The sequence below is a fragment of the Salibacterium sp. K-3 genome, assembly GCF_054052005.1.
This window is the reverse complement of sequence record NZ_JBSVZE010000001.1, coordinates 2235717-2256224: the sequence shown is the minus strand read 5'-3', so window position 1 is coordinate 2256224 and position 20508 is coordinate 2235717. Positions and strand designations below refer to the sequence as shown.

The window sequence follows — 20508 nt, the reverse complement described above, 5'->3', positions numbered from 1 at the left end:
AACGAAACAAGTGTTCGTATATAATAAAAGAAAAGCGAACGGGGAGGCTTCGTAATGGAAGGTGTCTTGAAGAGAGCTGCAGAGACGAAGGAACCGGTTCAGGTTATATACGAGAGCAGAGATGGAACGCTGAGTCAGAGAACAGTTACAGTACATCAGTTTAATGAAAAGCATGTGCTGGTGTGGTGCCATCATAGAAGAGCCATTCGATCTCTGAAGGTAAGTAACATTTTGTCAGCGGGAAGAATAAAACAATACGCTTGATTATGGAATCCAGAGATGACGCTTGATTATGGAATCCAGAGATGAAGTACCTCTGGATTTTAATATATATAGGAGAAACTCGAAGTACGTATACATATAACAACAAGAAGGCAATGAATTGCCCTTGATACGTTATATGTAATGAGGAGCAAAGGTATGAGGGAGGCGGGGGTAAATCACAAGTTCGAAGTCATCTAAACGCTGCTGCTTGTTTTTGGTGTAAACGGCTTTCTCGATTACTGATTTGAGAAGGGCGTTTTTCTTTTTGATGTCGTCTGTCTTCCTATATAAATCGAGGACGTGTTCGACATGGGGGATAATGTTCTCCTGGGCTGCTTCGCGTTCCTGAAGCAGTTCTATCTCTGATTGAGCGTTGGCGATGTTTGTGTTGATGTCATTCATGCGGTCGGAGATATTTTGCGATCTTTCGAGAAAGGTTTCCTCATCGTACACTCCGCGTTCAAGAAAGTCATGCAGCTTCAGCTTCTGTTTGTTCAGTTCCTTTAATTCTTTCTCCATGGAATGAATCGAGTTCTGTAAAATCTCAAGCTCGTTGGCATCTTCGTTTGCAGTGTTATCCTCATTTCCATAATCCCAGTCAGCCTTGTACCGAGCCAGCCAGTCCTGCAGTCCGTCCAATACTTTCTGTTCGACAAACTCCATTTTGGAGCTGCGGCAGCCACAGTTTTTAGCGTTATTACACATAACGAATGTTTTACCGTCTGTATAAGGGCGCCGGACCATGGTTTTCTCGCAGTACCCACATTTTACGATACCGGCTAGGGGGTTCGTTACACGGCCGCCCAGCTGATAAGGTACGTGATATCTCGTTTTCAAAATATCTTGTGCTTTCTCATACAGTTCCATTGGTACAAGAGGTTTATGCTTGCCTTCAACATCCACCCATTCATTACGGGGACGGGTGCGTGTGTCCTTTGTTTTCCCTGGTGTGGTGGACTTCTTGATATCCTTGCGTTTCCATTGCAGCCGTCCAGCGTATACAGCATTTTTAATGATGTTGAGGACAGCACTCGGCTCCCATAGCTTCCCAGTGTAGGAGGGAGCGCCGATATCATTTAGACGGTTCGCAATTTCAGCGCTGCCAAGGCGTTGATTGGAATTATCCTCTGTATACCAGGCAAATATCTTTCTGACAATCGGAGCTTGTTCAGGGTGAGGGACAAGAGTGCGGTGCTTTCCATCTTTATAAATTTCATAGCCATACGGTGCCTTTGTAGCGATGTAATTGCCGTCTTCGATGGAGCGGAGGCGGCCGCCCTGGAGCCGGCGGTTAATGATCTTAAGCTCTTTCCGGGACATGAACGTTTCAAACTCGGTGTATTCCTCATCCCATTCATCTGATAGATCGTATGTTTTCCGTGTAGTAATAATTTTTGTTTTAGCAGTGCGGAAGGTGTCCAGTATCAGCCCCTGTTCCTGCATATTGCCGCGGCCTAAGCGGTCAATATCCATGACGAGGACGGCGTCGTACTCATGATTCTCAACTTCTTTAAGCAGCTCGAGCATCTCGGGGCGGTGGACCAGGCTTTCCCCGGATACGATTTCCTGACGGATCTTGGTGACGTTAAGGTTTAGTTTCTTTGCTATTTTGAAGAGGGCGTTCTTGTGTTTGGCCAGTGTTTCACCATCACCGCGGGCTTCTGCTTCGATATCGGCACGGGATTTTCTTAGATACATACAGACGTTCAGCATAGTCGTAATCACTCCTACCTTATTGTATTGATAAGAATTAGCGATAGAAGAGTGATGTGGTATCAAGACTTAACACTTCTTCTAAGTCTTCAACCAGCATTATAAAATACTCTGCCTCATTTAACATCCCGGGATCGTAACCATCCCTTTTTAATCGTGACTGGACCATATCTATATTGATTGCGAAACTGTCGTCATCGAATGGATCTCTGACCAACTCCCCCATATCAATGGAAAGTATAGCAAGATCAGCAAAATCTTCTTCATAAAAGCGCTCAACACTCTGAGGGACCCTATAAAAACGGATCTCTCCTCGCTGCTCTCCATCTGATTTCACAAGTGCCCATTTTGCCTGCAGCTCTCCGTCAATCTCTTCGTAGTAAACCCACATAATTTGCGACCTCCTCGCCGACTTGTTCCTGCAGTTGGTTCATCATTCTTTGCGTCGTCAGGTGGGTTTGGATTATTTGTTTCGCCTAATAAATAAGAAACAGTAACATCATATTTCTATGCAAGTATTTATCTTGCAAATGCTCTTATTAATGAATAGGGCAGTCCAAATGGATCCCCCGCATAAAATGTCACGAGGTGATGCACCAATGACTGACAAATATGAAGATCAATCGATGGAGTATTACCACGGGAACACCAAGATTAAAATTGTCGATCCTGGTCCGGTTCCCCCGGAAAAAGTGGAGCGCATTTTAGAACAGTTTCACAAGGTAGGATGGTCCATATGGAATGACCTATCTCCCGAAGAACAAAAAGCCATCAACGCAGAATACGACAAGCAGCGGGCTGATTAAGCCTGCATTATTGGACAAGTTCTCTGTGATTCTATCGTACATTGAAAAACCTATTACCAGGAGGGCAAACACAGAGCGGTGACGGAGAGTACAGATCGAAAATCAGCCGGCAGAACAGATGCTGAAACGATATCAGCGACCGCGAGTGTGACGGTGTATGAGAAAGTGCAAAGTCGCCCTTAGGCGACTTGACACTACAAAAGGGTCCGGCACTCAGAAATGCACTGTTCTAAATCTTGTACAGCATGTTCCATTTTCTCTTTAGGTTCTTCATGTGCTGTATTTAATGCATTATTTAAGTGTCCTAAAGCACTTTCACACTCGTCAATGCATTTTTGAAGTTCGGTGTTATCCATAAGAAACCTCCTTTCAAAAATTAGTACATCCTTAAAGTTTCTAACACGAGTTATTTTATACAAGTTATTTAAGACAATGGAAAACTGCACATTCGACGGATTATGTGCACTTGAAAATATTCTTCTTAATAATCATGGACCATATGCTTTTCATACCATTTTTGGTAAATATAAATGATAGGAACAAGGCTTGTTATGATCAGAAAGAGCTCGAAATTAGTCATATTTTTTAATTCGTAAACATTATACGTTTCAAATACAAGCGGGCTGATGATAAATGCTTGAAATGCGTCCACCATGAAATTCAAACCGAAAAACAGCCATGGGTTTGGGAACGTAATATAAAAAATCAGTATTGTGGTCACAGGAAGAAAACCATATGTAAAAGATGGAATACCGTTAAGAAAAAAGACGTTGTTGGTGACAGTCCACCAATTATATACTTCTGCCATTTGAAAATGGATGGTATCGAGCATCAAAGTGAAAAAGGCTACAGATAAAAATCGTCTAAGCTTTGTTGAATCTAAGAAAATTAATATAAACCAGGGAACAATAAGTAAAACCCAGGGTAAAATATTTTCTCCCATTTGTACTCTCCTCATGATCACTTAGAATTTTGGTCAAAACTACCGGGTACAGCGAATGACAATATTATAAATTATTACAAAGATCCACTTTTTCAGGTTTACCAAAAAAATAAAAATTATTCAGCTGCGCATTTCGTGGCTTATGCGCATGAACACCTAAAAGTGTTAATATAGAAATGATTAAAAGAGAAAAAATCCCAAACAATTGTTTGAAATTTCTGTTAGTATGATAATTGGGGGTTTTAGGCAGTGTGACGGCAACATGAAAACGGCATGGCTGCCGACCATTAAAAGGCGGGCAGATCATTACAAGATCTATTTTTTATTAGCTAATTCATCCCGGTCCGCTGCCCGTGGAGGCTCCTCCATCCATCCGTGTTTAATTATAATTCTCGCCCCACTATCCGCAAACTTTGCGATTTCAGCCATCAGCCTGCTGTACATAACACCGATATCCCTGCGCGGACTCATAGACATGCTTGTACCGTAATACCCAAGACTGATGGCCGTCAAAGTAGAGCAATAGAACATCATCTTTTTGTCAGAAAAGGTGTAAGCCGTTGAATCAGTAACCTCGGAGTCCAACATCATGGGACTGGGCAAATCATTTTCTTTCAGATAGGATTCGAAGATTTCACAATGTTTTTGGGCAATCTCCTTACCTTTCTTAAGATATTGAACCACCTCTTTGTTCTGAGCAACCTGGCTGTACCCCATCATGGTTGCAGACCCTAAAGCATTTCTTTGGAAGTTGGCATAAAGATTGGATATTTCCATCCCCGTTAACGGTCGTCTTTCTCCAAAGTACCCTGTTAAAAAACTTTTATCCTTAACATAATCAAGCGTTTTCGGCTTTGGAAGGTAGGGAGATCTTATATATAGGCCTCTGGATAATAAAAGGTCATTGCTCCATTTTATAATTTTATCTGATTCTGCGAGACAGGTACTGAAAAAATGATAAATATCCTCTCTCACAGCCAAACTTAAAGATATGCCATAATTATTAACTCCAAGTTTTCCTAATTGGTTCAGCGAATTTAAAAAGTACGTATCAGAAAACAAACGGGGGGCTGTTACATCTGCGTCTTCGCTTACGTTAAACCCATGAGGAACAGGATAATTTTCGTTATTAAATAGTTGTGTAATGGTACGAACTTGAGATTGAGAAACCTTTAAGGCGTATTGTAGTAATTCGTTTATCTCATCATCTTCGACGGTATTCACTTCACACTCTAAATGACAAATTGCAGCACTGTCATTCATATATGTTATCCATAATTGTGAGATTTCTGCTGAAGTTAATGAAATGTTTCGTTCTGACATTTGCATCCCTACTCTTTAGAAGAATAATTTTGTTTTTAGTCTGTACCATTTTTAATGTATATATTCTCTTGGGATTAACTTTAATATGAAACGGTATCGTCCGCATACTTATCCGGAAAATGTTAGCTGTTTGTGTCATTTTTTCCATATTGATCTCCTCTTTGTCTTATAATAATACGAACATTCATTCTCTATAGGTCTTGAAACGAAACAAGTGTTCGTATATAATAAAAGAAAAGCGAACGGGGAGGCTTCGTAATGGAAGGTGTCTTGAAGAGAGCTGCAGAGACGAAGGAACCGGTTCAGGTTATATACGAGAGCAGAGATGGAACGCTGAGTCAGAGAACAGTTACAGTACATCAGTTTAATGAAAAGCATGTGCTGGTGTGGTGCCATCATAGAAGAGCCATTCGATCTCTGAAGGTAAGTAACATTTTGTCAGCGGGAAGAATAAAACAATACGCTTGATTATGGAATCCAGAGATGACGCTTGATTATGGAATCCAGAGATGAAGTACCTCTGGATTTTAATATATATAGGAGAAACTCGAAGTACGTATACATATAACAACAAGAAGGCAATGAAATTTCTCTCATTGACGTATTGGAGGAAGACGGTCCCGATGTTGCTGATCTGATTCAGCTGAACATGGAAAAAAAGCAGGTGCTCGCCTATATGGATGTGCTTGATGAACGTGAAAAAGAAGTCATCATCTGCCGCTTCGGCCTGGAAAAGGAAAAAGAAAGGACCCAGCGCGAAATTGCAAAAGAGCTCGGCATTTCCCGGAGCTATGTTTCACGTATTGAAAAGCGGGCGCTGCTGAAACTGTTTCAGGAATTTTATAAGCAGCAGAAACTGGGGAGGTCCGGAAACAACCGGATGAATTTTATTCAGTAAAAGTTGTTGTTTTCATTATATTGAAATTAGGAGGTACCTTTTCGGACCTGGGTGAATATCATGGTTCTGAGATGAATCATGAAAGGAGAGTGTCGTGATGCAGAGCGGGTATCAAACCCAGTGGGATCATCAAGGAAACATGCAGGAGCAGTGCAGGCAGTACATGTATCATGATGTCGTATTAACCTTCCGTGACGGAAGCATGGCAGATGGTATCATTGAAGAGGTCGATTCTGAAAAAATCCAGATGCTGGTGGGCGAAAATGTGATGGCCGATGAGGAGGCAGGGAACAATCGACAGTTTGGGTACGGGTACGGATACGGACCGCAGCGGAGAAGATTCCGCCGTTTCCGGCGCCGGCAGTTTCCGCTGGGAGCGTTGGCAGCCCTGGCCCTGCTTCCTTACATTTCACCATATCCTTATGGACCGTACTATTATTAACGTATCGACCAGAAACATGGAGCTCCAATCTCTTTTCTTATAAAATGCCAATTTTCTCAGGGGTCTAAAATTGGCATATGTATAAAGAAACGGCAGCTAGCAAAACACGAAAGAAGCTTCCCCCTCAAAGGAGAGAGAAGCTTCTTTCCAACGCTTTGTAACCAGGACAGGCTCTCCTGTGTATTTCGGCTCTTTGGATATGTTTCCTTAACTTAACGGAGAGCCGTGTTTGTCCTGATTAGTTGACAGCGTCTTTAAGCTGCTTTCCTGGACGGAATGCAGGGTTTTTCGTTGCAGGAATCTTGATTTCGTCGCCGGTCTGCGGGTTACGTCCTTTGCGGGCCGCACGTTCGCGGACTTCAAAACTTCCAAATCCAACGAGCTGGATTTTATCTCCTTTTTTCAATGTTTCGGTAATGCTGTCGAATACTGCGTCTACTGCTTTGGAAGCATCCTTCTTCGAGATGTCTGCCTGCTCGGCAACAGCATTGATCAAATCTGTCTTATTCATAACATAACTCCCTTTCTTTCCAAGAATATAGAGCCTTTACACTACAAATTTACTTACGAATCCTTGATATGTCAAGTATTGACGGGGAATTTACACAAAAATGCGTCAGATTTATGCCTAGTATCGCCATATTTCACCATTTTATAACCCTTGTCGAAAAGGCAATTTACATATTCAGTAAATCAAGAGCGGGAAGAGCTCTCCTGTTTCCGTTTTTTCGTTTTTAATTGATCCTCAATACTGGAATCCCACAGCGTGACGCCGGTGTGATAGGCGGCTCTTGAAATAAGATGGCCGCCGACCGGCGCTGTAATGAAAACAAAGACGATGCCAAGCAGGATCCGGGCGCTGTAAAGCCCCTCTACGATGGCAAAGAACAGAAAAGCGCCGGTGAGAATACACATCACGCTGAGCGTGGAAGCTTTGGTCGCCGCATGGCTTCTTGTATAAATATCTGGAAGCCGGACGAGGCCGAAAGCACTGATTAAGCTTAAGACAGAACCTGCCAGCACAATGATGCCGATAATCCAGCTGCTAATCTCGTCTGCGCTCAATGACAACACCCTTTTCGATAAATTTAGAAAATGCGACGGTTCCGATGAAGGCCAATATGCCGAGCAGCAGAACTACTTCAAGATAGGCGGTTGTTTCCTGAATGAGAGAGACAACCGCCACCAGACTGATCAGGTTAATTCCGATCATATCCAGTGCTATGACGCGGTCCGGCATCGAAGGCCCCTTCACCACCCGGTACAGGGTGATAAGAATGGAGAGGGAAAGAATGATGGAAGAGGCTGTAAGAATTCCCTGTATCATGTACGACTCACCTCCTGGATCGCTTTTTCAAACGAATCACGAATATCCTTTTTGGCTTTTTCGATGTCGGGCAGATGCATCGCATGGATGAACAGGGTCCTGTTATCCGGGGAAATGTCAACAACGAGCGTTCCCGGGGTCAGCGTAATCAGACAGGATAAAACAGTAACCTCCCAATTTTTGTGGAGATCAATGTCCATTGCAAATATTCCCGGCTGGATTTTCAGTTTCGGCTGCAGAATCTGACCAACCACTTCAAGGGCGGACAGGATCAGTTCTTTTAGAAAGATTAACAGCAGTTTCACTATCGCGTATAAACCGCTGAAGTAAAATTTCTGCGGAAAAAACCCCCGGAGAAAAAACAGGACAGCCAGTCCGATCACATATCCGCTGATAAACGAGGCAAAAGTCCAGGCATCATTCATAAACATCCAGATCAGGGACATGAGAAGATTGATTATTATCTGAAACGTCATTTTCATTACTCCTTTAACACGGCGTCAATATAGATTTGCGGTTCGTGTAAAGTTTCTGCAGCAGTGGAGGCTAACGGATAAATCATCTCCGAACCCAGGCCGAGCAGGGCGGAAACGGCAATCAAAAAAGCGCATGGCAGAAGCAGACCTTTTGTACTGCCGTACTGATCCGCTTTTTCGAGCATAATTTTTCCGTAAAACCCCTGAAGAAAGATGCGGATCATCGAATACAGAACAAGCAGGCTGGCTCCCATCATCACTGCAATAATCACATACTGGCCGGCTTCTGCTCCCCCCTGAATGATCATCAGTTTCCCGATGAATCCGCTGAGCGGAGGAACCCCGACGAGTGCCATGATTGCGGTGAAAAACATCCAGCCGAGCCGGGGATGATGTTTGATCAGACCACCCATCTTCTTCAGATGGCTCGAGCCTGCCGCGATAACCATGGCTCCGATAAGTAAAAAGAGGACACCCTTGATCACCATGTCATGAATGAGATAGAAGACGGCACCGGCGAGTCCAGTTTCTGTCATGGTGGAGACACCGAAAAGGACGAAACCGACAGCGACAATCACATTGTAGACAAGAATTTTTTTGACGTCCTGGTGGGAAACTGCCCCGATAACACCAATCACCATCGTACAGGCAGCTGATATGGCAAGCAGCTGATGGGTGAATCCTGTATCATGAGTGAAAATAATGGTGTATGTACGGAAGATCGAATAAATCCCGACTTTTGTCAAGAGCGCTCCGAAAATGGCGGCCACAGCCGACGGAGGAGCGGTGTAGGAGGCCGGAAGCCAGAAATACAAAGGAAACAGCGCCCCTTTCAAACCGAACACGATGAGAAAGAGAACGGCAATAACGGTCAGAACAGGTGCACCGGTATCCATGCTGCCGATCCGTTCGGAAAGCTGGGCCATGTTCAGCGTTCCTGTCACCGCGTATAAATAAGCAACGGCAATAACGAAAAAGGCAGACGAGACAATATTAACGAGCACGTATTTGAACGATTCCCGCAGCTGCTGTTTCGTGCCGCCGTGTACAATCAGTATGTAAGAAGAAATCAACATGACTTCAAAGAACACAAACAGATTAAAAATATCGCCGGTAAGAAAAGCTCCCATAACCCCGGTAATCAGAAACTGATAAAAAGCATAAAAATAAAATTGTTCTCTTTCCTTTCCGATAGTACCCATCGCAAAGATAAGAATCGGGAGGCTGACGACAGCAGTCGTTGTCGTTAACAGGGAAGCGAGCATATCACCGACGAGTACGATGCCGAATGGAGGTCTCCATCCGCCGAGCTCAAGTGTCTGAATACCTTCCTGATGGATGCTGATCAGAATAAACACTGTAACGGCAATTAATGCCGCGGCAGATATGGCACTCAGTACACGCTGGAAGCGGATCTGCTTTGGCACAAACAGCAGCAGTATTCCCGTGAGCAGCGGTAGTAATATCGGCCATATTAACAAATTAGTCATAGGAATCAGTTCCTCTCATGTTTTCCGTGTTGTCCGTTCCGGTTTCCTGATAGGCCCGGTACCCGAGCACAAGGAAAAAGGACGTTACGCCGAAGCTGATTACGATGGCGGTCAATATCAGCGCCTGCGGCAGCGGGTCAGTGTAAGACGATGCCTCCAGACCGAGAAGCGGAGGGGCGCCTGTTTTTAATCCAGCCATCGTCAAAAGCAGGACATGGGCACCGTGGCTTATAATTGCGGTTCCGATAATAATGCGGATAATATTTTTGGACAATACGAGATAGGTACCGCCCATAAAGAGGACACCGGCCGTGATAGACATTAATATCTCCATTAGCGATCCTCCCCTATGGTCTGAATAATGGTGAGGGTGATACCGACAACAACCAGATAAACTCCAATATCAAAAATGAGCGCCGTGGCAAGCTCCAGTTCCCCGAGTACAGGGAAATGGCGGTAACCGTATGTCTGGGACAAGAATGGTTCATTAAAGAAAAACGATCCCATGCCTGTCCCTACGGCGGTCAGAAGTCCGGCTGCTGTGACGATTTTAAAATCAATCGGCAGCACGTTTTTAATCGTTTCCAGGTCGTAGGCGAGCAGCAGCAGCACAAGGGCGGAACTTGTCATCAATCCGCCGATGAAACCGCCGCCCGGTTCATGGTGTCCGTTGAAGAAAATAAACACCGAAAACATCAAAACAATAAACAAGACAACGTTCGTAACAGTCTGCAGTACGACATCATTCGATTTCACAACTTTTCCCTCCCAGCCAGACGGAGTCGGATCATCGCAAAAATACCGGCAGCGGCAATACCGAGCACGAGAATTTCGAGCATCGTGTCGAACCCTCTAAAATCAACAAGGATCACGTTGACCATGTTCCGCCCGCCGGCTTCTTTGTAGCTAGATTCGGTAAAAAAGCCGGAGATGGATTCAAACATTCTTGAGCTCCCGGCCGAAATACCGATGAGGGTGACGGTTATTCCGACAGCAGCGGAAATGATAAAGTTGCCGACCTTAAACCGAAGGGTTTCGAGATTTTCTGCAATTTGCGGCAGATGGTAAAAACAGAGCAGAAACAAGGCAACTGAAACCGTCTCGATAATAAGCTGGGTTAATGCCAGATCCGGGGCACGGAAAATGACAAAAAACAGCGCAACCGTATAGCCTGCCACCCCGAGCCCGATAATGGCTTTGAGCCGGGAAGTCGTAAACATCACCACGCCGACAGTGCTGATCAGCACTACCGCAAGTACGCCTTCATAAACAGTAATCGGTGCCATCTCCGAAGTATCAATGGTGAACGCCCCTTTATAAAACAGGGTGAACAGCAGTGCAGCGGTGAAAAAGGCGAAAATATAGGCCAGGTAGTTCCGGATGAACCCGTTCATATGTGCCCCGATGACTTTTTGAGACAGTTTCTCCCCTTTGTCCAGCGTTTGATCATAGAGATTGTTAAATGATAATGCCTCCGGAAAAAGCCGGTATACCACGGTCCATTTGTTCATTCCGAGATATAGCAGAACACCGGTGGCAATGACACCAAGCGTCATATAGAGTTCCGTATTAAAGCCGTGCCAGAAGTATATATCGACATAAAACTGCTCGCCTTCCTGCAGCAGGGAAGGAAGAATGGAAGCCATCGCCGGTTCAATGATCGTGTACGACAGAATGTTCGGGAAAAAGCCGATCACAACGACGAGGCTGACAAGCACAATCGGCGAAAGCAGCATGCCAAATGGTGCTTCATGCGGCTTTACATCCAGTTTTTCTGTTTTCAGCCGGCCGGTGAACGTTTTAAATACAAGCATCATGCTGTAAATGAATGTGAACACACTGGCGATCCAGGCAATGATGGGAAATAAAATGCCGATGGTGTCGACATGAAAGTGTTGAAACTTCGTTATGTTCTCCATAGTGGTAAAAAACATTTCTTTACTTAAAAAACCGTTAAACGGAGGCAGTCCCGCCATCGAAAAGCTTCCGATGACAGCAATGGTAAAGGTGATCGGCATAATGATCATCAATCCGCCGAGATTGCGGATATCCCGCGTGCCGGTTTCGTGGTCGACAATGCCGGCCATCATAAAAAGACTGCCTTTAAAGGTGGCATGGTTGAACAAGTGAAAAAGCGCAGCAGTTGTGGCGCCCACAAACATATTTTCATCAATGGTGTCAAAGTGAAGGGCTGCTGCACCGGCACCGAGCATCGAAAAGATCATGCCGAGCTGACTGACGGTGGAATAGGCAAGAATTCCTTTCAGGTCTGTCTGCCGGACGGCGGAGAAAGATCCCCAGAACAGGGTGGTGATCCCAAATCCTGCCACGAGCCAGAGCCATTCTCCGCTGACGGCAAACACCGGGCTTAACCTCGCCACGAGATAAATGCCGGCTTTAACCATGGTTGCCGAATGAAGGTAAGCACTAACCGGTGTCGGTGCTTCCATCGCATCCGGCAGCCAGATATGAAAAGGAAACTGGGCGGACTTCGTGAAGGCGCCGAGCAGAATGGTCAGCATCGCCGGGAGAAAGAGATCGTGAGAGACGACCTCGGACGAAACAGCGATCGTTTCCTGAATACTGAACGTGCCGGTAATCGAGTAAAGCAGGACAAAGCCGACGAGCATGGAAAAACCGCCGAGCACGGTGACCAGCATGGACTTCAATGCTCCGTACAGCGACTTTTCCCGTTCATACCAGTACGCGATTAATAAAAAGGACGAAATACTCGTGATTTCCCAGAACATGTAAAGCACGATCATGTTGTCGGAAAGCACAACGCCGAGCATGGCCCCCATAAACATTAACAGAAAGGTATAAAACGTATGTAAAGATTCTGTTTTTTTGGATAAGTAGTAAATGGAATACAGGACGACAAGCGTCCCGATTCCTGTAATGAGCAGGGCAAACAGAAGCCCGAGTCCGTCTGCGTAGGCACGGAAATTAATGCCGAGGGAAGGGACCCATTCGAAGACGGCAGCCGCTGCCCCGCCTTCGGACGTAACCGGTATGTACTGCAGAAAATAAACAAACAAAATGGCTGGAACAGTTAAGACAAACCAGCCGGTATGTATGGATGGTATTTTTTTGTACAACAGCGGGACGAACACAGCAGCAATAAATGGTGCAATGATGGCAAGATGAAGTGCTGTAAACATATAGAACCTCCTTAACAGTTTACGGGCTGCAAATTCTTTTCACATTATAACTTATAATCCGGCTTAGTGCATCTTTCTTTAACCGGCTTATCGGGCAGAAAAAGGCATCGTGATAAATAGGTAGAAACATGAAATCAAAAATTTTGTGAATAAGAGAAGCCGGTCCGGGTCATAGTAATAAAAAAAGGGAAGGAGTACAGCATGAAGCAGACCTGCATGTTTCAGGGCGCCGTGTTTTTTCTGCTTTTTTTGGTTATCCTTACCGGAGCGTGGATGGCTGACCATTATGTTGAACGAAAAAGGGTGGAAGCATTCTATACGTATCCGGAAAATACAGAAACCCTTTCCTTTTCCAATGAAAACATCGAAAAAGACACGTTCGCCCCAAGAGAATATGTAAAAATAAAAAGCCTTTCCGGATGAAGATCTTTCCGGAAAGGCTTTTTGCAGGTGCTCTTTACAGGGTGATGACGGGTTTCATGCATTTCTCTTTCAGCGAGCGGTTTCTAAGTTCCTGTTCGAGCAGTAAAATGAAATCATCATTTAGTTGAAGACGCAGGGCTTTTTCATACGCTTCGATCAGTAATTCATCCGATAACTGATTCATAAGAGGGCACGACACCTCCTTGACGAGCTTCCTTTTTATTGCATCAGTCTCTGCAGCAGGCCTGCCGCAGGCAGGTTTTTCCTAATCATGATTTCCCGGCGCAATGTAATGATAGTGTACCATGACCTCATAGTGAGAACAACCGTTCGATTTATCCACAGAAGCGGTGGATAAGTTGTTTATAATGCTTATAAAAAACCTGAAAAACCGTAATATTTCGGTTTTTTTTAATGACAATACAGTTATCCACATTTCCCCGTTTTAAAATAATGTCGAAAACTTTTCGGGATGGGATACTGTTTGAAAAAAACTGTTTTTAACGATATACTTTCCCTTTAGCAGGTGTTTGTACGGAAATAAGACGTCAGAAGGGTGTCCCGAGTGATTAAACAATTTATGCCTAACGAATATCTGCCGTCAGTCTTTGATCTGAACCTTGAAGATTTAAGTGAACGGCAGATTAAAGGAATTATAACAGATCTCGATAATACATTGGTGGAATGGAATCGTCCGGAAGCGACACCACAGCTTCTGGACTGGATGTATTTTGTCAAACAGCAGGGGTTTCAGGTAACGATTGTATCCAATAACAATAAAGAAAGAGTTAGTTCTTTTTCGGAACCTACAGGCATTCAGTTTATCCATTCCGCCAAAAAGCCGATGGGTCATGCGTTCCGCAAAGCATGCCGGAAGATGGGGTTGAAGAAAAAGGAAGTGGTCGTGATCGGCGACCAGGTGTTGACGGATGTATTCGGAGGAAACCGGGCCGGTTTTTACACCGTGCTGGTGGTTCCGGTCGGAAGCGGGGACGGCCTCGTCACAAAAATCAACCGCAGCGTGGAACGCCGGGTTCTCCGCCGTTTAAAAGAAAAAGGCCTGATACAGTGGGAGGAATCAAAGTGAAGGAAGACAAGCTGATCTGTCCCGGGTGCGGAGCTTCCATACAGACCGAAAACCCGGAACAACCGGGTTATACTCCAGCGGCTGCACTCGAAAGAGAGATCGTTGTATGCAGACGCTGTTTTCGTCTGCAGCATTATAATGAAGTGCAGGAGATTCCTCTCCGCAAAACAGATTTCACCAATCAATTGCACGACCTGGCTGAAGAAGATGCCCTTATCGTGAAAATTGTAGATTCGTTTGACTTTGAAGGGAGCTGGATTCCGGGTTTCCACCGGTATATCGGCCAAAACGATGTCCTGCTTCTCGTTAATAAAATCGATCTGCTTCCAAGATCCATCAATGAAAACCGGCTGAAAGACTGGGTACGAAGGGAAGCAAAGGAACAGGGGCTGAAACCGGCCGGTGTGATGCTGATGAGCGCGGAAAAAAAGCACAGCGTGGAAGAAGCCGCCGCCAAAATGGATGAACTGCGGTACGGAAAAGACGTGTACATCACCGGCTGTACCAATGTCGGAAAATCGACGTTTATCAATGCATTGATTGAAGTGTTCGGCGGAGATGAAGAACAGCGGATCACCGCCTCAGGTTTTCCGGGAACGACGCTTGATCTTATTGATATTCCGCTGGATGACGGCTGCAGCATGTATGATACTCCGGGGGTTATCAATGAACATCAGATGGCGCACTATGTGAGCCGCAGTGATTTGAAGAAATTAACCCCCTCAAGAGAAATCAAACCGAGAATATATCAGCTCGAAGAAGGGCAGACCCTGTTTGTTGCCGGGCTGGCAAGAATGGATTTCAGCGGGGGAAGCCGTAATTCCTTCGTGGCTTATTTTGCCAATGACCTGCTTATTCACCGGACGAAACTGGAAAAAGCGGATCAGCTGTATGAAAATCATAAAGGAGAGATGCTGTCTCCTCCGGATAAAGAGTCTCTTCCGCAGTTGCCTCCGTTTACCAGCCACACGTTTCATGTTAAACAGCCAAAAACGGATATCGTCCTGTCCGGGTTCGGATGGATAACAGTTGTGGAACCGGACGCGGTTGTGACCGTACATGCTCCGGAAGGAACGGGTGTCACAATGAGAGAGGCGGTGATTTGATGAATACAACGGTACATGCGGAAAAATTATTTGGTGTGATCGGTCATCCCGTCGGCCATTCTCTGTCTCCGCTGATGCACAATGATCAATTTCAGTATCAGGGCCTTCCTTATTTTTATCATGCCTTTGATGTGATGCCGGAATATCTCGGAGAAGCGGTACAGGGGTTAAAAGCCCTTGGTGTATCTGGATTTAATGTGACCGTACCCCATAAAATTGAAGTCATGCAGTATCTGGACGGTCTCGATGAGCAGGCAAAGCTGATCGGCGCTGTGAATACGATTGTAAGAGAAGAAAGCGGCTGGATCGGTTACAATACGGACGGGGAAGGATATGTGCAGTCTCTTCTTAATAAAACCGGGGGAAGTGTTCCGGATGCAGATATACTTGTTATCGGGGCCGGGGGAGCGGCCCGCGCAGTGATTAGCGCTCTTACCGGCCGTGGATCGGCACGGGTGACAATTACGAACCGGACGTTCTCCAAAGCGCAGGCTCTGCAGGAACAAATGGCTGAGCGGGCATCAGTCCGTGCTGTACCGACGGAGCAGGCTGATAAAGAAACACCGTCTTTTGATATTATTATTAACACCACGTCAGTCGGCATGTCACCGCACACCGAAAATATGCCGTGGACGGCAGAACGTATCAAACCGGGCTGTATCTGCAGTGATTTAATTTACAATCCGCTCAAGACGACGTGGCTGCAGCAGGCGGAAGAGAATGGTGCGGATATTCTTAATGGAACGGGAATGTTTGTCGGTCAGGGAGCGATTGCTTTTCAGAAATGGACTGGTATGGAGCCGGATATCGAAAGAATGCATGCTGTTGTTATGAAGCAGCTGGGAGGGAACTCATCGTGTTGACAGGAAAACAGAAACGATTCTTAAGGAAACAGGCACATCGGCTGAAACCGGTGTTTCAGATCGGAAAGGCGGGAGTCACTGATAATCTTGTGAAACAGACAGCTGATGCGCTGGAAGCAAGAGAATTAATCAAAATCAATATGCTGCAGAACTGTATGGAGGATAAACACGACGCCTCTGCAGCACTGGCAGAGGGTGCCGGAGCACATGTGGTCCAGGTTATCGGAAATACGATTGTCCTGTACAAGGAATCGGCGGAAAATAAAACGATCGAGCTGCCGTCCTAGAAGGGATTTCTACTATGACAAAAAAAATCGGCCTGCTGGGAGGGACATTTGACCCTCCTCATCATGCCCATCTCATCATTGCCCAGGAAGCTTTAAGCGTTTTAAAGCTGGATGAGGTCTGGTTTATTCCGGTTTATTCCCCGCCTCATAAATCCCGTGATCAAATGGCCGGTCCCGGGGAAAGACTGCAGATGACAAAGCTTGCAGTAGAAGAAAATCCACGCTTTGTAACATCCGCTGTCGAACTGGACCGCAAAGGCCCTTCCTATACGCTGGACACTGTGAAACGTCTGAACGGACAGTATCCGGGAACATCCTTTTATTTCATTGTCGGAGGAGATATGGCCGCCAGCCTTCCTTCGTGGAAAAATATTGATGAATTAAAAGAACGGGTGACGTTTGCTGTTATTGATCGTCCCGGTTACACTGCGCCGCGCAGTGGTGCGGGAATGTATTACATCGAAGTGCCTTTGATGGACATATCGTCTACGATGATCAGAGAGAGGATCCGCAGCGGAGGAAATATCAAGTATTATCTGCCCGAACGGGTACGTATTTTTATTGAGGAGCATCGGTTGTATGGATAGAAAAGAAGCGCTGGAACGAGTGAAGCCTCATTTGACAGAGCACCGTTATGTGCATACATTGGGGGTAAGAGATACGGCACTCACGCTTGCACGTAAGCTTGGAATCGATCAGGACAAAACAGAAACGGCCGCCATTTTTCACGATTACGCCAAGTTCCGGCCAAAAGAAGAAATGCGCCGCATCATTAAAGAGCAGCAGATGGATGAGAACTTTATCTATTACGGAGACGAACTGCTGCACGCACCGGCCGGATCCTGGCTGGTAAAACAGGAAATCGGTATTACCGATGAAGAAATATTGTCGGCGATTTTCTGGCATACTACCGGAAGACCGCAAATGTCCGATATGGAAAAAGTTATTTTTCTTGCTGATTATATCGAGCCGAACCGCCGCCACCCTGGGGCAGCAGAGGCCAGGGACATTGCCGAAACGGATATCGACGAAGCGGTCCGGACCGCACTCAGCAATACGGTGACGTTTCTCCTGGAGAAACAGCAGCCTGTGTTTCCGGATACGTTGTCCGCTTATAACGACTTAACACTGAAAAAACAGAATGAAGGAGGAGAATGAATGGAAGGAAAGGAACTATTGGAGCTCGCCGCGGGAGCTGCCGGGGACAAAAAAGCAGAGCAGCTGACTGCCCTTGATATGAAAGGAATCTCGCTGATCGCCGATTATTTTTTAATCACCCATGGAAATTCGCACAAGCAGGTGCAGGCTATTGCCCAGGATATTAAAAAACAGGCTCAGCAGTCCGGCGTAGATGTGAAACGCCTGGAAGGCTTCGATGAAGCAAAATGGGTGCTGATTGATCTCGGTGATGTGATTGTTCATGTCTTTCATAAAGATGAGCGTCCGTATTACAATCTTGAAAAATTATGGGGAGACGCTTCCACTGTTCAGCTGGAAACCGCATCCTCCTAGAAAGAGGTTGAAACATGGAGACATACAGCGGCTTTGCCCGGGTATATGACCGTTTGATGGAAGAAGCCCCTTATGCAGAGTGGATCAGCTGGGCGACCGGATTAATGAAAAATGAAGAAGTTCCTCCGCAGACTATTCTGGATGCTGGGTGCGGCACGGGAACAATGCTTCTTGCGCTGCTTGATCTCGGTTATGAGGCAGAGGGGCTTGATCTCTCCGGTGATATGCTGGAGATGGCGCAACAAAAGCTGGAAAGCCGCGGATATGCTCCGGCTCTGTTTCAGAGGGATATGAGACATTTCCACATTCCCGCCACGTATGATGTGGTGCTGTCCTTTTGTGACTCATTAAATTATGTGACGGAAGAAACCGATCTTTTTAACACATTCCAGACGTTTTACAATCATCTGAACGAAGGTGGTTCACTCCTTTTTGATGTTCATTCAGTCCGTTATGTGGAAGAGGTGTTAATGGATTTTTCTTTTGCCGATGCTGCTGAGGATGCAGCTTACATATGGAATGTTGTTCCTTCCGGCAGAACGGCGGAAGTGCACCACGAACTTTCCCTTTTTATCCACGATCAGCACAATCAGTACAGACGTTTTGATGAACAGCACCGGCAGCGCGCTTTTCCCGTTGCTTCGTATCGTTCATATCTGGAACAATCAGGGTTTAAGATCCGCGGTATTTACGGCGATTTTACCTGGAACCCTCCCGGAGAAGACGCGGACCGGATTTTTTTCCATGCAGAAAAACCTGTACAAAACCGCTCTGCCGGTATAAACTAGTAACAGATTACAGTATTATTTTTCCTGAAAAAGAGCACCCATCTCTTTTTTATCCTCTTCGTATTTATGATGGGTCCGCTCGATCACCTCTTCAAACATTCCTTCGCTGAAGCGGCTCAGAACCTTAAGCCCTTCACCGGTTACACCTCCCGGCACATTGACTTTCCGGCGGAGCTCCCCGAGGCTGTAGTGCTTTTCCGAGAGGAGCCGGCCGTAAGCCATCATCATTTTCTCCGCCAGTATTTCCGCTTCTCCATGCTCAATTTCCGTTTCTTCTGCGGCTGCATCGATAAAACGTTCAAGCAGATAGCTGATAAAAGCCGGTCCGCAGCTAATAATGTCGCTCGATACACGGAGCGTACGGTCACTTATCGGCACAGGTTCCGAAAACGTGCCGAGCCACTGTCGGAATACCATTTTTTCTTTTTCTGCCCATTGGCTGCCGAATGTTAAGAGAAGCGGTCCGGTCCCGGTTTTGTTGACAATCGTCGGCACCGTGCGGACGACCCTCCGTGCCGGAAGGCTTTCGAGATCTTCAAGGAGCACCGGACTTGTGATGGTGGCGACGATATGTTCCATCGTCAGATGTTTTTTCAGTTCATCAAGCAGCGGTTCGTATTGTTTTGGCCGGACGCAGATGAAAATGGTGTCTGTGCAGGCAAGCAGTTCTTTCATGCTGCCGGCTGTGTTGACGAGAGGAAATGCAGCCTGAAAGTCTTTGTTACGTTCTTTTGTACGGTTATAAATGTACATATGTTCCGGAGAAAGGCTGTTCTGCTGCAGCATAACTTCCGCCAGCATCCCTCCCATGTTACCAGTCCCTATCAATCCAACATTATCCACGCTGAACCCTCCTTCGTACATATTTCTGTAATGATTCGACTTCCACATTCTATGTGACAATTCTCATAACTATACTGCAAAAAAAACAGAAGAGGTGAAGAAATGAACCGGAATTTGATATACACGCTGGCTGCCGGAACGGCAGCTGCCGCTGTGCTCATTGTTTTTCTTCTGCTGATTGTTTTCCGCCAGGATACGACTGTGCAGGACGTGGAAGATGACGAAGTATTCTGGGAAGAAAAAACCACGGCCGCCGGACCCGAAGCTGGATCAGATGCGGAGCCGGAAAACAGCACCGACGGCCGTATGCAAGAGGTTGTGATCGATGTGAAGGGAGCGGTGGTGGAGCCGGGAGTGTATGAACTAAGGGAAGGCAGCCGCGTTATTGACGCCATAGATACAGCTGGCGGAATGACAGAAGAAGCAGCTCCTGCGGCTGTGAATTTTGCCGAAAAACTTTACGATGAAATGGTGGTGCTTGTTCCAGAAGAAGGAGAAGAGCAACCCGCTGCGGGCGTGCAGGACGAAGGAGAAGCAAAGATTCGTGTTAATTACGCAGAAGCTGCCGAACTCGAGACGCTGCCTGGAATAGGACCTGCCAAGGCAGCTGCGATTATTGCCTACCGGGAGGAGCAGGGATCGTTTGAACAGGAAGAAGATCTGCTTGATGTATCGGGGATCGGGGAAGCGTCCCTGGAGCAGATGAAGGACAAAGTGTCTCTGAAATAATGGTGCAAAGGATTTCAAATATTAGAA

General features: G+C 46.0%; 29 protein-coding genes and 1 pseudogene. 15 read left to right on the top strand and 15 right to left on the bottom strand.

Annotation, left to right across the window (positions count from 1 at the left end; all coding sequences use genetic code 11):
• Positions 1 to 54 precede the first annotated feature (54 nt).
• Positions 55 to 264, top strand: a complete 210-nt coding sequence (locus tag ACW9JV_RS11345; protein ID WP_457334288.1) for a WYL domain-containing protein — start codon at positions 55 to 57, stop codon at positions 262 to 264.
• A gap of 132 nt (positions 265 to 396) precedes the next feature.
• Here ACW9JV_RS11345 and ACW9JV_RS11340 read toward each other — a convergent pair whose 3' ends face one another.
• Complete coding sequence (locus ACW9JV_RS11340) at positions 397 to 1974, bottom strand: recombinase family protein (RefSeq protein WP_457334735.1); 1578 nt, start codon at positions 1972 to 1974, stop codon at positions 397 to 399.
• 40 nt (positions 1975 to 2014) lie between these two features.
• Positions 2015 to 2368, bottom strand: coding sequence for a hypothetical protein (locus ACW9JV_RS11335; RefSeq protein WP_457334297.1), 354 nt, complete (start codon positions 2366 to 2368; stop codon positions 2015 to 2017).
• A gap of 208 nt (positions 2369 to 2576) precedes the next feature.
• On the opposite strand from ACW9JV_RS11335, the gene ACW9JV_RS11330 reads away from it, so the two are divergent.
• Positions 2577 to 2783, top strand: a complete 207-nt coding sequence (locus ACW9JV_RS11330; RefSeq protein WP_457334295.1) for a hypothetical protein — start codon at positions 2577 to 2579, stop codon at positions 2781 to 2783.
• Positions 2784 to 2977: 194 nt separating this feature from the next.
• On the opposite strand, the gene ACW9JV_RS11325 is transcribed toward ACW9JV_RS11330, so the two are convergent.
• The 3 genes from ACW9JV_RS11325 to ACW9JV_RS11315 all read right to left on the bottom strand — a co-directional run bounded on the left by ACW9JV_RS11325 (position 2978) and on the right by ACW9JV_RS11315 (position 5049).
• Entirely contained in the window at positions 2978 to 3139 is a 162-nt protein-coding gene (locus ACW9JV_RS11325; RefSeq protein ID WP_457334294.1) for a hypothetical protein, read from the bottom strand.
• 125 nt (positions 3140 to 3264) lie between these two features.
• On the bottom strand, positions 3265 to 3726 hold the full coding sequence (locus tag ACW9JV_RS11320) for a hypothetical protein (RefSeq protein ID WP_457334292.1): 462 nt from the start codon (positions 3724 to 3726) through the stop codon (positions 3265 to 3267).
• Positions 3727 to 4041: 315 nt separating this feature from the next.
• On the bottom strand, positions 4042 to 5049 hold the full coding sequence (locus ACW9JV_RS11315; protein ID WP_457334290.1) for a DUF3231 family protein: 1008 nt from the start codon (positions 5047 to 5049) through the stop codon (positions 4042 to 4044).
• A 258-nt stretch (positions 5050 to 5307) separates the two neighbouring features.
• Between ACW9JV_RS11315 and ACW9JV_RS11310 the strand changes: the two genes are divergently transcribed.
• From ACW9JV_RS11310 to ACW9JV_RS11300, 3 genes and pseudogenes are all read left to right on the top strand, one after another.
• Entirely contained in the window at positions 5308 to 5517 is a 210-nt protein-coding gene (locus ACW9JV_RS11310; RefSeq protein WP_457334288.1) for a WYL domain-containing protein, read from the top strand.
• 103 nt (positions 5518 to 5620) lie between these two features.
• Positions 5621 to 5947: pseudogene (locus ACW9JV_RS11305) on the top strand (sigma-70 family RNA polymerase sigma factor); the annotation flags it as partial.
• Between the two features lie 97 nt (positions 5948 to 6044).
• The gene (locus tag ACW9JV_RS11300; protein WP_457334285.1) at positions 6045 to 6389 is read left to right on the top strand and encodes a hypothetical protein; all 345 of its coding nucleotides are present in this window, start codon (positions 6045 to 6047) and stop codon (positions 6387 to 6389) included.
• A gap of 238 nt (positions 6390 to 6627) precedes the next feature.
• Here the strand turns inward: ACW9JV_RS11300 and ACW9JV_RS11295 are convergent, their stop codons facing one another.
• The 8 genes from ACW9JV_RS11295 to ACW9JV_RS11260 form a co-directional block, all read right to left on the bottom strand.
• Positions 6628 to 6900, bottom strand: a complete 273-nt coding sequence (locus ACW9JV_RS11295; RefSeq protein WP_125554674.1) for an HU family DNA-binding protein — start codon at positions 6898 to 6900, stop codon at positions 6628 to 6630.
• Between the two features lie 182 nt (positions 6901 to 7082).
• Positions 7083 to 7454: a monovalent cation/H(+) antiporter subunit G gene (gene mnhG, locus ACW9JV_RS11290; protein ID WP_457334283.1), complete on the bottom strand. Its 372-nt coding sequence runs from the start codon at positions 7452 to 7454 to the stop codon at positions 7083 to 7085.
• The gene (locus ACW9JV_RS11285) at positions 7435 to 7716 is read right to left on the bottom strand and encodes a Na(+)/H(+) antiporter subunit F1 (RefSeq protein WP_457334280.1); all 282 of its coding nucleotides are present in this window, start codon (positions 7714 to 7716) and stop codon (positions 7435 to 7437) included. The genes mnhG and ACW9JV_RS11285 overlap by 20 nt, the downstream gene beginning before the upstream one ends.
• Complete coding sequence (locus tag ACW9JV_RS11280; protein WP_457334278.1) at positions 7713 to 8192, bottom strand: Na+/H+ antiporter subunit E; 480 nt, start codon at positions 8190 to 8192, stop codon at positions 7713 to 7715. The genes ACW9JV_RS11285 and ACW9JV_RS11280 overlap by 4 nt, the downstream gene beginning before the upstream one ends.
• 5 nt (positions 8193 to 8197) lie before the next feature.
• The gene (locus ACW9JV_RS11275) at positions 8198 to 9682 is read right to left on the bottom strand and encodes a Na+/H+ antiporter subunit D (protein ID WP_457334277.1); all 1485 of its coding nucleotides are present in this window, start codon (positions 9680 to 9682) and stop codon (positions 8198 to 8200) included.
• Positions 9675 to 10016 carry a Na(+)/H(+) antiporter subunit C gene (locus ACW9JV_RS11270; RefSeq protein WP_457334275.1) on the bottom strand — a complete coding sequence of 114 codons (342 nt, stop codon included), beginning with the start codon at positions 10014 to 10016 and terminating at the stop codon, positions 9675 to 9677. The genes ACW9JV_RS11275 and ACW9JV_RS11270 overlap by 8 nt, the downstream gene beginning before the upstream one ends.
• Positions 10016 to 10378: a Na(+)/H(+) antiporter subunit B gene (locus ACW9JV_RS11265; RefSeq protein WP_457334733.1), complete on the bottom strand. Its 363-nt coding sequence runs from the start codon at positions 10376 to 10378 to the stop codon at positions 10016 to 10018. The genes ACW9JV_RS11270 and ACW9JV_RS11265 overlap by 1 nt, the downstream gene beginning before the upstream one ends.
• A gap of 56 nt (positions 10379 to 10434) precedes the next feature.
• On the bottom strand, positions 10435 to 12843 hold the full coding sequence (locus ACW9JV_RS11260; RefSeq protein WP_457334273.1) for a Na+/H+ antiporter subunit A: 2409 nt from the start codon (positions 12841 to 12843) through the stop codon (positions 10435 to 10437).
• A 201-nt stretch (positions 12844 to 13044) separates the two neighbouring features.
• On the opposite strand from ACW9JV_RS11260, the gene ACW9JV_RS11255 reads away from it, so the two are divergent.
• Positions 13045 to 13266, top strand: coding sequence for a hypothetical protein (locus ACW9JV_RS11255; RefSeq protein ID WP_457334271.1), 222 nt, complete (start codon positions 13045 to 13047; stop codon positions 13264 to 13266).
• A gap of 34 nt (positions 13267 to 13300) precedes the next feature.
• Here ACW9JV_RS11255 and sda read toward each other — a convergent pair whose 3' ends face one another.
• The gene (gene sda, locus ACW9JV_RS11250) at positions 13301 to 13450 is read right to left on the bottom strand and encodes a sporulation histidine kinase inhibitor Sda (protein WP_457334269.1); all 150 of its coding nucleotides are present in this window, start codon (positions 13448 to 13450) and stop codon (positions 13301 to 13303) included.
• A gap of 384 nt (positions 13451 to 13834) precedes the next feature.
• Between sda and ACW9JV_RS11245 the strand changes: the two genes are divergently transcribed.
• The 8 genes from ACW9JV_RS11245 to ACW9JV_RS11210 are packed head-to-tail and all read left to right on the top strand — an operon-like array spanning position 13835 to position 18909.
• Positions 13835 to 14353 carry a YqeG family HAD IIIA-type phosphatase gene (locus tag ACW9JV_RS11245; protein WP_457334731.1) on the top strand — a complete coding sequence of 173 codons (519 nt, stop codon included), beginning with the start codon at positions 13835 to 13837 and terminating at the stop codon, positions 14351 to 14353.
• Positions 14350 to 15459 (top strand): ribosome biogenesis GTPase YqeH, encoded by a 1110-nt coding sequence (gene yqeH / locus ACW9JV_RS11240; RefSeq protein WP_457334267.1) that lies wholly within the window; start codon positions 14350 to 14352, stop codon positions 15457 to 15459. Before ACW9JV_RS11245 ends, yqeH begins: the two co-directional genes overlap by 4 nt.
• On the top strand, positions 15459 to 16322 hold the full coding sequence (gene aroE / locus ACW9JV_RS11235; RefSeq protein WP_457334265.1) for a shikimate dehydrogenase: 864 nt from the start codon (positions 15459 to 15461) through the stop codon (positions 16320 to 16322). Before yqeH ends, aroE begins: the two co-directional genes overlap by 1 nt.
• Positions 16316 to 16609: a ribosome assembly RNA-binding protein YhbY gene (yhbY, locus tag ACW9JV_RS11230; RefSeq protein ID WP_457334263.1), complete on the top strand. Its 294-nt coding sequence runs from the start codon at positions 16316 to 16318 to the stop codon at positions 16607 to 16609. Before aroE ends, yhbY begins: the two co-directional genes overlap by 7 nt.
• 14 nt (positions 16610 to 16623) lie before the next feature.
• Positions 16624 to 17196: a nicotinate-nucleotide adenylyltransferase gene (locus ACW9JV_RS11225; protein ID WP_457334261.1), complete on the top strand. Its 573-nt coding sequence runs from the start codon at positions 16624 to 16626 to the stop codon at positions 17194 to 17196.
• Positions 17189 to 17767: a bis(5'-nucleosyl)-tetraphosphatase (symmetrical) YqeK gene (gene yqeK / locus ACW9JV_RS11220; protein WP_457334259.1), complete on the top strand. Its 579-nt coding sequence runs from the start codon at positions 17189 to 17191 to the stop codon at positions 17765 to 17767. Before ACW9JV_RS11225 ends, yqeK begins: the two co-directional genes overlap by 8 nt.
• Positions 17768 to 18121, top strand: a complete 354-nt coding sequence (gene rsfS, locus ACW9JV_RS11215; RefSeq protein ID WP_457334257.1) for a ribosome silencing factor — start codon at positions 17768 to 17770, stop codon at positions 18119 to 18121.
• A gap of 14 nt (positions 18122 to 18135) precedes the next feature.
• A complete protein-coding gene (locus ACW9JV_RS11210; RefSeq protein ID WP_457334255.1) occupies positions 18136 to 18909 on the top strand; it encodes a class I SAM-dependent DNA methyltransferase in 774 nt (257 codons plus the stop codon).
• Between the two features lie 15 nt (positions 18910 to 18924).
• On the opposite strand, the gene comER is transcribed toward ACW9JV_RS11210, so the two are convergent.
• Positions 18925 to 19752 carry a late competence protein ComER gene (gene comER, locus ACW9JV_RS11205; protein ID WP_457334253.1) on the bottom strand — a complete coding sequence of 276 codons (828 nt, stop codon included), beginning with the start codon at positions 19750 to 19752 and terminating at the stop codon, positions 18925 to 18927.
• A gap of 102 nt (positions 19753 to 19854) precedes the next feature.
• On the opposite strand from comER, the gene ACW9JV_RS11200 reads away from it, so the two are divergent.
• Positions 19855 to 20481, top strand: a complete 627-nt coding sequence (locus ACW9JV_RS11200) for a helix-hairpin-helix domain-containing protein (protein WP_457334251.1) — start codon at positions 19855 to 19857, stop codon at positions 20479 to 20481.
• Positions 20482 to 20508 lie beyond the last annotated feature (27 nt).